Below are 14,916 nucleotides of genomic sequence, written 5' to 3' on the forward strand. Positions count from 1 at the left end.
ACGAAATATGAAGAAAAATAAGCAAGATAGTAGCCACTTTTTACTACTAAATTGTTTTTCTTCGGAACAAAATAGTTTCCAGCAGGAAGCATTACAGGTAGACAACTAATTTTAAAGAAAGGGTTACTTTTATATTCGGGTATACCTTTGGCTACCCTGTAAATCCAACCCTATTGCGGGCACTGCCTACAACCTTAAAATAACAATTGCGGGAACCAATAAATCTATTAACGGGCTTTCTGCGTTTCTACGGAAAGCTGTTTTTTAAAATTTATTTATGACTTACGAAAACTCTTTAGCCTTTGCCCGTACTTGCGACCACCAAGATCCGTTACAATCTTTCCGGGATCGGTTTTACATTCCGCAGGTAAACGGAAAAGATGCTATTTATTTATGCGGCAATTCGCTGGGGCTGCAGCCCAAATCGGTACGCGAGGCTTTAGAAAATGAATTACTGGATTGGCAGAACTTAGGGGTAGAAGGCCATTTCGAGGGTAAAAATCCGTGGTTTCGTTACCACGAACTGTTTCTGGAGAAAGAAGCCCGGGTAGTAGGCGCGCTTCCCGAAGAAGTGATCGTGATGAATAATTTAACCACCAATTTACACTTGATGCTGGTTTCGTTTTACCGCCCTACCCCGGAGCGCTATCGCATTATTACCGAAAGCGGCGCCTTCCCCTCGGACCAATACGCCCTGGAAACGCAGGTAAAGTTTCACGGGTACAATCCGGAAGAAGCAATTCTGGAATTAAAACCACGGCCCGGAGAATGTAATTTACGCACCGAAGATATTGTAGCCGCCATTCGGGAAAATGCAGATTCGTTGGCTTTAATTTTAATGGGTGGGCTAAATTATTATACCGGCCAGGTGTTTGATTTGGCCGCAATTACCCAGGCAGGTCACGCCGCCGGCGCCCAGATAGGTTTTGATCTGGCGCACGCCGCCGGTAATGTTTTACTAAACCTGCACGATTGGGAAGTAGACTTTGCCGTTTGGTGCACGTACAAATATTTAAATTCGGGACCGGGCGGTGTAGGTGCGGCCTTTGTACACGAAAAACACGCAAACAACCCAGACCTGCCCCGTTTTGCGGGCTGGTGGGGCCATAACCAGGAAGAACGTTTCCAGATGAAAAAAGGCTTTAAGCCCATGGAGGGAGCCGCCGGCTGGCAATTAAGCAACGGGGCTATTTTAACCATGGCGGCGCATAAAGCCGCTTTAGATATTTTCGACGAAGCAGGAATGCCGGCTTTACGGGCCAAAAGCGAACAATTAACCGGTTATCTGGAATTTTTAATTAAAGAGTTGGGTCTACCCAATAGCAAATTACAAATTATTACGCCTACTGAGCCAGCCGCTCGCGGCTGCCAACTATCGTTGCTGGTGCACCAAAACGGACGGGCTTTGTTTGAGAAACTAACCGCAGCCGGCGTAATTCTGGACTGGCGCGAGCCTAACGTAATAAGAGTAGCCCCGGTGCCCTTGTATAATTCTTTTGAAGACGTGTTTTGCTTTGCCGAGATCCTGCGAAAAAGTTGGGTAGAACTAGAACAAGCGCCTACTAAATGGTAACCCTTAGCCGATATAATAGCTGTTTTGAGCAACCTAATCAGGCACGCCGGAAAGAAAATTTTTAAAAATTTTCTTTCCGGTAGAACCGCTATCCAACCTTTTCGCAAAAGTTCTTTAATTAACGCAAAGTTGTTTAAGGGCTGTTTTAGTACCGTAGAATACATTACAATCTACGCGTCCTTCTATGCCGGGCACGGCGCCTCGGTCGGTGTGTTGCCAAAATTTAACCTGTTTGCGGCTATAATTGGTAAGCTTTAGTTTATCAATCTGGTAGTGTGCTATCCAAAACGGGTAATCTTCAAAAAAACCTTCGAAATAATACTTGTAAAAACTGTAATTGGTGTAGATAATGGGTTTAACGCCATACTGCCATTCTACCCACCGCAGCCAGGTACTTACGCGGTCGCGTAATTCTTCGGCGGTAGCGTGACCGGCTTGCTCTACATCCAATACTGGCGGCAAATCGCCGGTGCTAATTTCTACCTGCGTTAAAAAATTAACTGCCTGCAACCAGGCCGGCTGATTGGGTCGATAAAAATGGTAAGCGCCTCTGATAAAGCCAGCCTGTCCGGTTCGTTGCCAATGTTTATGAAACAAACGATCGCGGCCCCAAAAGCCTTCGGTAGCTTTTACAAACACAAAATCGATTTTTTGTTTTTTTACTTGCGCCCATTTCACGTGCGTTTGGTACCTTGATACATCAATGCCCCGGAGCACCTCTCCGGTGGGCCATTTTACTGGTTCGCCGGGTAAACCATAATAATAACCTTTCTCTTCTTTACTAAATTGCTTTACGCGTTGCTGGCCCCAAATTTTTATTAAAAAACCAGGCGGGTGCCGATACAAGCCATAACCTAATATTGCTAAAACCAGCAAAGCAGCGCTTAAAAAATACTTTTTATAACTGGTTTGCTTAACGACGGGTCGTTTAACTCCGGAAGATTTTCTGGCCACTATAAATGCTTTCTGCTCTTTTTCTTAACGGCAGCAATTTACTTTAAATTTAAGTTAGCTAATAAACAAAGTAGTACGGAGCCACCGAAAACTTAAAATTTTAAAATTTTGCTAAAATAATGCGGTTAATTATTATATTAATGTTTGAATATTTTTTTTATCCTAAAAAATAATAGTATCTTAACACAGCATAATACCAATTTAATATTTGATTAACCCGTTTAAATTATTTTCGCGGTATGGAACACCAACTCAGCAACATCATTCAGACCAATTGCGGCAAAAGATTCGATTTATCACGGGCTTTTCCGTTTGCCCGCAACCTGAGCGCCCCTTACGGTGCCCACAATTTTGCGGTGTACAAAGCCAATCAGTGTTATTACATTAAAGGCTATAATACCGGTACCTCCGAAAAAGTATTGGATACCTTTGTGCTGATATCGGAAAACGAAGCATTACAATACTTAAACAAGAAAGGTTTTAGTTAAACCAAACTACCGGTTTGTTTATTTAAGCATCCGATAAATCTAATAATAATTACATAAATGGTAATCCCGGATGGTCCATTCCGGAGAATACCCGCCTCTTTTTTTGCCGGTATAATCCTGTTTAAGCAGTATGGTACGTTGCGCTTTTCTCTTAACACCAGCTTTAAAATATACTATCTCTAAAACGCTTCTGCTACTTTAAGCGCAGGCATTGAGCTAACTTATAAATTTTTAAAATTTATAATAATCTTTGATTACCAAATCAAAGACTATTTTTTTATACCAATTCGCTTAAAGTGTAATTAACCAGTTATTTACCCGAATATCTTACCAAAGTACGACGACGTAAACGTTACAATATGAAAAAAGGCTTAGCAGCTATTTTTTAATTTAAGCAAGCCAAGCCATTCCGTAAAGGTCAGAAAATCAATATTTTTAAAATTTCTACCAGTAGTTAAAGCCTTCAATTATTCTCCTGCATTTTAGCAAAATCAGGGCTACTTCATTATCAAACTACCCCTAAGCCTAAGCTTGTTGGCTTAACTTTCTTGATTTTTAATAGCTCGTAAAATACAATTATCCGGGAACAGCCTTATTTGCACTTAATACGGATTTGCTTGCTGAAAATACGTAAAATCAAGCTTTTGCATTAACTCTCCCGAAAATCAATCCGTTGTTACAAACAATGCGTAATTACAGAAGTACTATTCTGTTTTATACCCGGAAACCCCAACAAAAACAAACATATTATTTAACGAAGATGAATACAATTCAGGTAAAGTTATGGCTGCTGACACTGCTGTTTATTGGTATGACGGTGAGCAGTTGTGAGAAGGACGATGCTGGCCAGGTTAACCGTTTAACCGAAACCGATTTTATGTTGCGGGCCGCGGACAGCGATCTTTTTGAAATTCAGACCGGGCAAATTGCCTCGGGGAAAGGCACCCTGGCGGAGGTGCGGGAATTTGCCCAAAATCTGGTAATAGACCACATGGCATCCAGTAAAGATCTTAAAAACCTGGCCGCTCAAAAAAAGATAACTCTACCCGACTCGCTTAGCGCTGAAAAACGGGCCATCCGGCTGCGCTTGTCCAGTGAAAGCGGTACTGCATTCGATAAAGATTTTGTAGATGTTCAAATAAAAGCCCACGACGAAGCTATTAAATTATACGAACAAGGCGCGCGGGAACTTCAAGACCCGGATATCCGGAATTTTGCCACCAACACCTTACCTAATTTACAGGCTCACCGCGAGCATGCCTTAATGGTAAAATCAAAAACCGATGCGTTATAATAAGTAAAGCAGTAAAATAAAAACCTGGCTTTATAATTTAAAAAATAAGCTGCAGATTACAGAAGCTGTTTCGTATAAAAAAGCACCACCCTTAGTGGATTATTCACCGCCAATACCGGTTAGGAAAAACCCAATTAGTAATTAAACTGTAAAATGCGTAATCGTTTTCTGTTTTAAAGAAATAACAGGCGTTGTACTTTTTACTTTTTTTTCGTATTTTTTAGTTATAAAACTCTCTTCTGCCGGCGGGTAGATTTTTTAAATTTTTAAAAATCTGCTGGCCTGGCAAACTGCATTAACGTTTTTTTTTGGAATACTGAATTATGAAAAAGCTGCATGTAAACTGGCTCAGTGATGGCTTAATTGATTTTGAATACAAAAAATACTTATTGCTCGACTATCTGCAGGGCGTAAAAACTGAATTTGGCGCGCAACGCTTATATCCTATCTTCTCCGATTTAATCAGGCATTACCAGAATTTATTGCAGATTAAAGAACACAAAAAACTGGTTTACGAGCAATTTCCGGAACGGATCAGCCGGGCCGATTTTGAAAAACTGGAACTGGTATACCAGAAAATTGTGGAAGACGATGATACCATGAAAGAACTGGAGGAGATTATTCAGTTTGCCACGCCTTTGTTTAGCCAGGCCGTAGATACCGGTAAAGAAATTTACAACACCGTGGAGCGTCACCTGGAAATAACCCCTGTGGGCATCACTCCTATTTATTTTAACGAAGGATATTTGTTTCTGGAAGAATACTGGAACCAGGAAACTAAAATTTACTTTTACAAAATAACCATTTTTAATAATACCTACGAAAAATACCGGGGCATCCATACGCAACACCTGGATACGGTACGCCGCGGCATGGCGCTTACCCACGAAAGCCTGAAACTACAATTAGCCCGCGAAAACCGTGATTTTCCAAACCCGGCTACGTTTGCGGTGGTGGCGCGCGCCCGTTTTCCGTTCGAGCATTCTATCTTGCCCATTGCTAAACGCTCGCTGGTAAAATATCTGTCTACTTTAGGTAATTACCCGACCCGGGATTGATTTTTTAAAAATCTTATTTGTAAACTGCGCCCCTTATGGATCCTTTTGTGCTACCAGATACCACCAGTATTGCCCAGGTAACGTTGCGCACCCACCGGTTGCCGGCGCTTACCCAATTTTACGAACAGGTAATCGGGTTAAAAGTCATCCGTCAGCATGCAAACGCCGCTTATTTATCGGCTACCGGCCAGGAACCGGCTTTGTTAATCCTGGAACAAGATGTAACCGCACCCCGGCAAAGTGCCCAGCAGCCGGGTTTGTTTCATGTAGCCTACTTGTTGCCCAATCGTTTAGAGTTAGCGCGCTGGTGGCAGCATTTCAGGGCTAGCAACTGGCCCTTGCAAGGCCTCGGCGACCACCGGGTGAGCGAGGCGATTTACCTCGCCGATCCGGACCAGAACGGGATTGAAATTTATGCGGACCGCCCCCGGTCTACCTGGCCCATCCAAAATGGCCAGGTACAAATGACCACCGACCCCGTAGATGTGGAAAGTTTGCAGCAAGAAGTACCGGTTCCGGATAAACCCTGGACCGGCTTACCTGTGGGTACCTGTATTGGCCACGTGCATTTACAGGTAAGCAATTTAAACCTGGCCCGTACTTTTTATCATGAGTTACTGGGTTTTGCCATTACGCAGCAATCTTATCCGGGAGCTTTGTTTGTCGCGGCCGGCGGTTACCATCACCACCTGGGCCTAAATACCTGGCGCAGCCGGGCAACGCTGCCCCGTAACCCCCAGGCTACCGGCCTGGCTTCTTTTCAAATTCAGGTACCCGATGCCCTTACGCTGCACCAAGTAACAACCCGCCTGCAGGACGCAGACTATCTGGTTAAAACAATTGCTGGTAATAAAATACAGGTAACCGATAAAGACGGCATTACCGTGGAACTGGCAACAAATGCTTGATTAGAGAAGTTTTTTTTAAAAAAAGCGCCCAATTGCAAAATCATTTTTGTTCCTACGGAATATTTTTTAATTTTGTGCCACCATTTAACCTGCTTCCGTAGTTCAATGGATAGAATGTTGGTTTCCGGTACCAATGATAGGGGTTCGAATCCCTTCGGGAGCACTTGAATTAAACGAATCCGCTGTAAATTAAATATTTGCAGCGGATTTTTTTATTTAGTGTTACCAATAGTGTAACTAAAGCTCCGTAATAACTAAGCACTTGTATGGACACAAACTTGCAAGGGCTTTTTGTTTTAATGCTGCAACTAGTATATCTAGTTCGGTTTTCCTTCGATACCCCTACTCCAAAAGAAAAGTTTGCCCGCACAACTTACCCCATTACACACACTTTTACAGAAATAAAATAGCGCCTTTATTATGTATTTTATTGTTTGATTTTCAATAAATTGCAGTAATATATAATGCAAATTTATGCGATTCTATTTTCGATAAAGAGTTTCGGGGCAATAGCATGGTATAAAGGCTATTTTTCTGGCCATTGCATTCCTATTTTTGAATTTACCGCGCAATTAACCCCAGAGTTTCCGGGAGGGCCGGTCGCAAAAATTAATTTTTTAAAATTTTACCATTTCCAAATCCCCTAAAAGTTAACGTACCTGCTATGAAAACAAAATTACTTCCGGCTCACGCTTTTCAATCAACAGTTTACCGCGCGCCCGGGTGGTTGCGCTGGGTATTTTTCCTTCTTTTCACGGTTTACTTTGCCAATAGTTCCTGGGCCCAAACCAAAGTGTGGGACAAAACCCTGGGCGGCAACCAACAAGATAACCTGACAAGCGCGTTGGCTACGCCGGATGGCGGCTACTTAATGGGAGGAACTTCTATCTCGGGGAAATCCGGGGATAAAACGGACTACAGTCGCAATGGCCGGGCTTCGGATCTGGAAAAAAGAAAAGATTACTGGGTAGTAAAAGTAGATAGTAAAGGGCAGAAAGTATGGGATAAAACCTTTGGCGGAAACAACAAAGACGAACTCGAAAAAATAATTACTACGCCGGATGGGGGTTTTCTGTTGGGCGGCACGTCTTACTCCGGCAAAAGTGGCGATAAAAGTGAAAGCAGCCGGGGCGGAAGCGATTACTGGATTGTAAAAATTGATAACAATGGCAATAAACAATGGGATAAAACCTTTGGCGGCTCAGAATATGATCGGTTGTATACCCTGGTTCCGGTTTTAGGCGGCGGATACCTACTGGGAGGAAGCTCTGATTCCGGCAAAAGCGGCGATAAAAGCGCAACTCCAAAAGGAGAATACGATGCCTGGGTCATTAGAATTCAAGCAAACGGCACTAAGATCTGGGATAAAACTTTTAACCTGGGAGGCCATAATTTTATGAAAGAGATTGTGCGTACCCGGGATGGCAATTATGTACTGGGGGTTGATGCAAGCGGTTATTATGCTCTTGCGAAAATAACGGACACAGGCAAAGAACTCTGGCGACAACTTTACTTAACTATCGGTAGCGAAACAGGAAACGATATTTTAGAATCCGTAACTGTTACTGCGGATGGCGGTTTTCTACTAAGCGGAAGCTCAGAATCCGAGGCGAATGATGTTAAATCAGATTCTTCGCGGGGGGCCGAAGATTACTGGTTGTTAAAAGTAGATGCGAATGGCAATAGACTCTGGGATAAAACCTACGGGGGAAACAATAACGATTACCTCACAGATGTAACCCCAACCAAAGACGGTGGTTTTCTGTTAGGCGGCTATTCTAATTCGGATGTTGGCTTTGAAAAAAGCGAAGGCCAGTTAGGCCCTATAACCCCCAACGTTTCGTACAGCGGTTTTGATTATTGGATTATTAAAATAAATAAATCAGGTAAAATACTTTGGGATAAAGTTTATGGAGGAACCCAATCTGATCGGTTAGCTGCGTTGGTAAAATCACCGGAAGGTTACGTATTAGCGGGTACGTCTAGCTCTCCGCCCGGGGCATACAAATCAGAAAAAAGCCGGGGCGGCGATGATTACTGGCTCATAAACATTAAAGAACTAAATAAATTAGGCCAAAAAGTAACTTTCGATCCCATTCCCACTAAAAAAACCGGAGACGCCCCATTTGCCCTTACTGCTGGTTCAACTTCTAGATTGCCTGTTAAAATTACTATTGTTTCCGGGCCGGCTACCATTAAAAATAATGTAGTAACCTTAACCGGTTCTGGCGTTGTAACCGTTAAAGCCAGCCAAGCTGGTAACCAAACCTATCTGCCGGCGCCGGATGTTATTCAAACGTTTCTGGTAACTAATTTTTTAAAAAAATGGGATGTTACTTTAGGCGGTCCTTCGCACGATAATCTATCTGCCATGATTGCCACCCCGGATGGAGGTTACCTGCTCGGCGGCGTATCCTTATCAAATAAAGGCGGAGAAAAAAGCCAGAACAATAAAAGTAACGACTACGACTATTGGATAATAAAAATTGATAAAGCCGGCATAAAAATCTGGGATAAAACTTTTGGGGGTACGGGTGCCGATTATTTAAAAGATATAACTGTTACCACAGATGGCGGCTATCTGCTGGGTGGCTATTCTTCGTCGGGCATTAGCGGCGATAAAACCGGGGCAAACCGCGGCAATGCCAATACCTACGATTACTGGATCGTTAAGATTAATGCAAACGGGCAACAAGTATGGGATAGAACTTTTGGTGGCCAGGGCAACGATCCCGACTACGGCGGCGATTTATTAGAAAAAGTAGTAGCAACGCCAGATGGTGGTTTTCTTTTGGCTGGCACTTCCGCTAGTGGTATTGGCGCTGAAAAAACCCAGGCAAAAGGAGGCGAAGATTACTGGGTTATTAAAATAAATGCCCGGGGAAATAAAATCTGGGACAAAGCCTACGGGGGCAGCGCCATAAACAATACCCCACTAACTGGCAACGATATGCTGCGCGATCTAATACCCACCCCAGATGGTAATTATTTGCTGGCTGGCAGTAGCTGGTCTGGTACCAGCACCGATAAAAGCGAAGCTAACCAGGGCTTCCGGGATTACTGGATTATTAAAATTGATTCGCAAGGTAACCGGCTCTGGGATAAAACGTACGGCGGCAACAGCAGCGACGATTTAAGTACCGTGATTGCCACCTCCGATGGCGGTTATTTGGTGGGCGGCAGTTCTGTTTCGGGGATTAGCGGCGAAAAATCAGAGAAAAATTTAGCTGAATCGTACGTAGATTACTGGGTTTTAAAAATTGATGCCATTGGTAAAAAAATCTGGGATAAAACCTACGGTGGCCAGAACCACGATTATTTGCGGGCCTTAGCAGAGACGAACGACAACGGTTACTTACTGGGCGGCACTACTTATTCCGATAAAGGTTTTGATAAAAATGAGCCCAGCCGGGGTTTACAGGATTTTTGGTTAGTAAAAGTAAACAGCAATGGCAGTAAAGTAGACGAAAAAACCTACGGGGGCGAAAACTACGATGACTTGATTAAAATTCTGCCGGCTCCGGAAAACAAATACATCATTGGTGGTTCATCGGGGTCCGGCATAAGTACAGATAAAACTCAAGCCAGCCGCGGTAACTACGATTATTGGTTACTGCAAATCCAGGATAAAGCAGCGCCAGGTAAGCTTACCTGGGATGCTGGCTACGGGGGTACCAACCGCGAAAGATTAATGACCGTTTTACCTACCAGAGATGGCTACTTATTGGGCGGTTTCTCGTTATCGAGCCAGGATGGCACCAAAAGCCAGACCAGCTTTGGAGCTAACGATTTTTGGTTAATAAAAACCGAGGCCAATGGCCAAAAAATTTGGGATAAACGCTACGGTGGCTCCGCCAACGATTACCTGAATGCCATTATACCTACCGCCGACGGGGGTTATTTACTGGGCGGCAGTTCTGATTCGGGCCAGGATGGAAACAAAAGCCAAAGTTCGCGGGGCAGCCGCGATTACTGGATTGTAAAAGTAAACAGCCAGGGAACCAAGCAATGGGATAAACGTTACGGTGGCAGCGGTTTTGAAGACATCCGGGCGCTGGCCACCTTACCCAACGGCGATTACTTGCTGGGTGGCTACAGCGACTCGCCGGCTGACGGCGATAAAACGGAAAACAGCCAGGGCCAAAAAGATTTCTGGATCGTGCGCATTAAACCCAATGGCACCAAGGTTTGGGATCGGCGTTACGGTGGCACAGCCGATGAAGAACTGGAAGCTTTAGTGGTTACTAATTCGGGTAAAATAATTTTAGGAGGCAGTACCAATTCCGGTATCAGCGGGCAGGTTTCGCATAGATCGCGTGGTAGCTGGGATTACTGGTTACTCGAAATCGACGATACAGGTACTCTTTTGTGGGAGAAACGATACGGCGGGGCCGGTCAAGATAAGCTCACCGCTTTAATTCATGCTTCGGATAATAATTATGTATTAGCCGGCACTTCGGCTTCAGGCAAAGGTGGCGATAAAAGCCAGGCCAGTCAGGGAAAAGAAGATTACTGGCTTTTAAAAGTAAACAGCGCAACCGGGGCGAAGCTGTGGGATAAACGTTTTGGCGGCACCGGTACAGAGTTAGCGTGGGCTTTAAAAGAAACACCGGATAAAGGATATGTGCTGGGCGGCAGTTCCGATTCGGGCATCAGCGGGGATAAAAGCCAGAATAGTCAGGGGAAAACCGATTTTTGGTTAATTAAAACCGATGCTGCGGGCATCCGGCAATACGACCAACGGTACGGCGGCAACCAGGAAGACGAACTGCGCGCTATCTGGCCTTTAAGCAAAGGTGGGTATGTATTAGCCGGGCGCTCTAACTCGGGTAAAAGCGGCGACAAGACTACGGCTAATCTCGGCAACACCGATTACTGGCTCCTGCAAACTGCGCCTGATTTATTAACTAATCCGTTGGTGGCTACCCGCACCGCCACTGAAATTGAAGAAATAAAAACGTTTCGCACTTATCCCAACCCTTTCCGGGATAAAGTAATTATCCATTATACCCCCACTCAAACACAGATTATTTCGGTGCAGGTATATAGCAGCGAAGGCAAAATAGTAGCCCATTTGTATCAAGGTCCGGTAGAAGCTGGTCGGGAGCAAACGTGGGAGTGGCTGCCCGAAAGTTACCGGGCCAGCGGCTTGTACCTTTTGCGGGTGCAGGCACCCGATAAAATGCACACTTCTAAACTGCTGCTTGCCCGATAGTTTATTTTTTACGACAGAAGCATTCCGAAACAAGCCAGTAAATCCAATTTTTAAAAATTAGATTTACTGGCTTGTTTTATACCAGCGCGCGTAAACCCGGCAGGTTTTAAAACTTACCGGATATATTTAATTTACTTCTTTTTACCAATTCTTCCAAACAATCCTCTCCATTTCCTACTCTCCTGCTGTTTAAAACAATAGCTATTTTAGTGCCTATGTGATCCTGCAGATGCACTGCTTTTTAAAATTTACTACCTGAATAAAGTAAATCTCTGTAATTTTTTATTTCCCATCTATTAGCGGCTGTTAGTATTCATAGCTAGCAAATTTACGGATATCATACCCTCCGTATAACTACTACTTTCCGCGCGGTTGGTAACCTTTCCTCCGCTGTAAGGTACAAGTAAGCTAAAAATATTCGTTTAATACACGAGCTTATTTAAAAAATGATGTTACCAACAACCAAACAAAGTACATTTCCTGTTATCCCTTTTGTTACTTTTTTTAAAAATTTGTGGTGGGGCAAAGCCTGGCGCCGGCTGGGTACCCTGGCCTTAGTGGGTTTAACGCTTTCCTTAACTTCTTGCCAGGACGATGATGAATCCGATACCGGCATTGCGCCCAAAGGGCCAAAACCCGAGTGGGGACCAACCATTGCCCCCGAAATGTTGCGGGTAATTGAAAAACTCGACGAACTTAGTGGTGGTAAGGCCTTAAACACGCTTACGCCGCAGCAAGCCCGCCAGGCGCCCACAGCTACTGACGCCGTAATGGCCGTAATGCAGGAAAACAACATCCCCATGCCGCCCTCGCAGGTAGATACTATGGGCTATTCGGTGCCGGTTTCCGGAGGCAGTATTCACGTGCGCAGTTATAAACCTAAAAATGCAACGGGCGAGCTGCCCGGTATTGTGTATTACCACGGCGGTGGCTGGGTAATTGCTACCATTAACACCTACGATGCCTCGGCCCGCGCCTTAGCCGAACAAGCCGGAGCTGTAGTGGTTTCGGTGGAATACCGCAAAGCGCCCGAGAAGAAATTCCCGACGGCTCACGAAGATGCTTTTGCGGCTTACAAGTGGGTGATGAAAAATGCCGCTACCTTAAACATTGACCCAGATAAAATTGCCGTAGCCGGCGAAAGTGCGGGCGGTAACTTAGCCGCCGCCGTTTGTATGATGGCCTTGGATAATGGGGTGGATTTACCGGTGCACCAGCTACTGGTTTACCCCATCGCCAACAACGATACCAACAGCCCGTCTTACAATCAATACGCCAACGCCAAGCCTTTAAGCAAACCTTTAATGGAGTGGTTTTTTGCGCAGTATGTATCCAGCCCATTTTTAGGTGATAGCCCTTGGATTTCGCTGGTAGACGCGCCGGAACTGGTTGGTTTACCTTCGGCCACCATCATTAATGCCGAAATAGATCCTTTGCTGAGCGAAGGACAACAATACGCCACTAAGTTGCAAAATGCCGGAGTTGATGTTAGTGCTAAAGTGTATAACGGCGTAACGCACGAGTTTTTTGGCATGGCTCCAGTAGTACCGCAAGCCCGGGATGCCCAAAAATTTGCCACCGACGAGTTAAAGAAAGCTTTTAGCAACATCCAGTAGTTCTTAAAAATAAGAATTTTTAAAAATCTCTTTAAAGCAAGATTAAAAAGCTAAACCTATAATGTATTCACCACTTAAAATAAATAAACTATGAAACAACCAATCACCCGGCAAATGCATGGCTTTGCCGATTACAGCTATATTCCGGCCATTGCCGCTGCCCCCGAAGCCGTAGGTTTTACCGAAGAAAAAACCGCCACCACGTTGTGCCGCGTTATGAGCGGCGGTATTTTAATGACCAGCCTGATGACCCGGGCCGAATGGGGCGCTTTTAAGTTAATTCCGTTTAAGGCGCATTTAGCCCTGGATTTTGCCGTGGGCTTGTTTACCATGAGCGCTCCCTGGGTATTTAATTTTGCCGATAACGAAAAAGCCCGGAATACTTTTCTGGCGTTGGGCGCCACCAGTGTGCTGGCCGCCAGTTTATCGCAACCAGAAGAAATGGACGAACTAGAATATTAATTTTTTAAAAAAATCGCCCAGCAATCAATAAAGGCTGTAATTTTTAAAATTTACAATCCCCTGGCTTAGCTATTAGCCAGGGGATTTTGTTTGTTGCATCAACTGTATTTAAAAAAATTGAACTCAATCAATTACTCACCAATGCCATTTAAAAATTGCTGTATCCGGGCTTTAGATAAAGTTAAAAGCAACCATTTTTTGATTTCGGGGTTATAAACTAACAAAACCGACGGTAGCCTTGTTTGCCGCCGCATAAGTAATTATTGTACACCTTACTATTTTGCGCTCTTAACTACGCCTATGAAAAAAGTACCTGTTTCTCTTTTGCTGCTCCTTCTTTCTTTCGGATTGGTATTCTGCGACAATACTTCTAAAGCCGACGATAAACAAGACAAAGACAAAAAGAAAAAAGCGAAAAAAGAAGAACGAGCAGCCGATGTTAAAATAACAAATAAATGGGATTTGCCCGCCGTATTAAAAGAAGTGTCGGGGATTGCGTACCTGGGCCCTAACCGGTTTGCCTGCGTGCAAGACGAAGCCGGCATTGTGTTTATTTATAATACCGCTACCAAAACCATAGAAGAAGAAGTAGATTTTGCCGGGGCCGGCGATTACGAGGGCATTGCAGTAGCCGGTAAAGCCGCCTACGTAGTTCGCAGCGATGGAAATATTTTTGAAATTCCTGACTTGTTAGGTAATAACTCCTTGCCCGTAAAAACCTACGCTACTGCTTTAACCGCCAAACAAAACGTAGAAGGCTTGTGCTACGATAAAAAGCATAACCGTTTGTTGCTGGCCATTAAAGGCAGCGAACCCAACAACCCAGGTTACAAAGGCATTTACGCTTTTGATTTACAGAGTAAAAAATTAAACCCCAATCCGGTTTATAAAATTAACCTGCGCGACCCAGCTTTTGCAGAAGTAAAAGCCAAGAAAGAAAACACCATTATACAGCCTTCCGAGATAAACATTCATCCGCGAACCGGCGATATATACGTAACCGAAGCCACTAAACCTAAATTGCTGATTATGGATAGCAGCGGTAAAATAAAGCGGTTACTGCATTTAAGTTCCGGTGATTTTGCGCAGCCCGAAGGTTTAGCCTTTAGCCCCGAAGGTGATTTATTTATCTCGAACGAAGGCAAGAAAGAACCCGGCAATATTTTACAGGTCCAAATTCCGCAACCCTAAACTGGTAAATTTTTTAAAATTTAATTATTGTAAAAAGGCATACCGGCGTCATAGAAAGTAAAAAGCCGGCTGGATATAAGTTTTATTCAGCCGGCTTTTCGTTTTTTTAAATACTTTATCAGAAGTTCGGAATAAGCCATATTACCTTATCTACGTC

Annotated in this window: 11 protein-coding genes and 1 tRNA gene; 11 read left to right on the forward strand and 1 reads right to left on the reverse strand. The window is 44.1% G+C overall.

Annotated elements, in window-relative coordinates:
- Positions 1 to 277 precede the first annotated feature (277 nt).
- A complete protein-coding gene (gene kynU, locus HUW51_RS01955) occupies positions 278 to 1,573 on the forward strand; it encodes a kynureninase (protein WP_185272321.1) in 1,296 nt (431 codons plus the stop codon).
- Between the two features lie 114 nt (positions 1,574 to 1,687).
- Here kynU and HUW51_RS01960 read toward each other — a convergent pair whose 3' ends face one another.
- Positions 1,688 to 2,527, reverse strand: a complete 840-nt coding sequence (locus HUW51_RS01960) for a glycoside hydrolase family 25 protein (protein WP_185272322.1) — start codon at positions 2,525 to 2,527, stop codon at positions 1,688 to 1,690.
- Between the two features lie 239 nt (positions 2,528 to 2,766).
- On the opposite strand from HUW51_RS01960, the gene HUW51_RS01965 reads away from it, so the two are divergent.
- The 10 genes from HUW51_RS01965 to HUW51_RS02010 all read left to right on the forward strand — a co-directional run bounded on the left by HUW51_RS01965 (position 2,767) and on the right by HUW51_RS02010 (position 14,759).
- Positions 2,767 to 3,015: a hypothetical protein gene (locus HUW51_RS01965; RefSeq protein ID WP_185272323.1), complete on the forward strand. Its 249-nt coding sequence runs from the start codon at positions 2,767 to 2,769 to the stop codon at positions 3,013 to 3,015.
- Between the two features lie 760 nt (positions 3,016 to 3,775).
- Positions 3,776 to 4,309 (forward strand): DUF4142 domain-containing protein, encoded by a 534-nt coding sequence (locus HUW51_RS01970; RefSeq protein ID WP_185272324.1) that lies wholly within the window; start codon positions 3,776 to 3,778, stop codon positions 4,307 to 4,309.
- Positions 4,310 to 4,632: 323 nt separating this feature from the next.
- The gene (locus HUW51_RS01975) at positions 4,633 to 5,367 is read left to right on the forward strand and encodes a hypothetical protein (RefSeq protein ID WP_185272325.1); all 735 of its coding nucleotides are present in this window, start codon (positions 4,633 to 4,635) and stop codon (positions 5,365 to 5,367) included.
- Between the two features lie 35 nt (positions 5,368 to 5,402).
- Positions 5,403 to 6,275: a VOC family protein gene (locus tag HUW51_RS01980; RefSeq protein ID WP_185272326.1), complete on the forward strand. Its 873-nt coding sequence runs from the start codon at positions 5,403 to 5,405 to the stop codon at positions 6,273 to 6,275.
- Between the two features lie 91 nt (positions 6,276 to 6,366).
- Positions 6,367 to 6,438 (forward strand) — tRNA-Arg (locus tag HUW51_RS01985).
- A 103-nt stretch (positions 6,439 to 6,541) separates the two neighbouring features.
- The gene (locus HUW51_RS01990; protein WP_185272327.1) at positions 6,542 to 6,685 is read left to right on the forward strand and encodes a hypothetical protein; all 144 of its coding nucleotides are present in this window, start codon (positions 6,542 to 6,544) and stop codon (positions 6,683 to 6,685) included.
- Between the two features lie 254 nt (positions 6,686 to 6,939).
- Positions 6,940 to 11,490: a T9SS type A sorting domain-containing protein gene (locus HUW51_RS01995; protein WP_185272328.1), complete on the forward strand. Its 4,551-nt coding sequence runs from the start codon at positions 6,940 to 6,942 to the stop codon at positions 11,488 to 11,490.
- Between the two features lie 446 nt (positions 11,491 to 11,936).
- Complete coding sequence (locus HUW51_RS02000; protein WP_228466904.1) at positions 11,937 to 13,106, forward strand: alpha/beta hydrolase; 1,170 nt, start codon at positions 11,937 to 11,939, stop codon at positions 13,104 to 13,106.
- Positions 13,107 to 13,196: 90 nt separating this feature from the next.
- Complete coding sequence (locus HUW51_RS02005) at positions 13,197 to 13,568, forward strand: SPW repeat domain-containing protein (RefSeq protein ID WP_185272329.1); 372 nt, start codon at positions 13,197 to 13,199, stop codon at positions 13,566 to 13,568.
- A gap of 300 nt (positions 13,569 to 13,868) precedes the next feature.
- Positions 13,869 to 14,759 (forward strand): SdiA-regulated domain-containing protein, encoded by an 891-nt coding sequence (locus tag HUW51_RS02010; RefSeq protein ID WP_185272330.1) that lies wholly within the window; start codon positions 13,869 to 13,871, stop codon positions 14,757 to 14,759.
- Positions 14,760 to 14,916: the final 157 nt, after the last annotated feature.

This window comes from Adhaeribacter swui (assembly GCF_014217805.1).
Lineage (GTDB): Bacteria > Bacteroidota > Bacteroidia > Cytophagales > Hymenobacteraceae > Adhaeribacter > Adhaeribacter swui.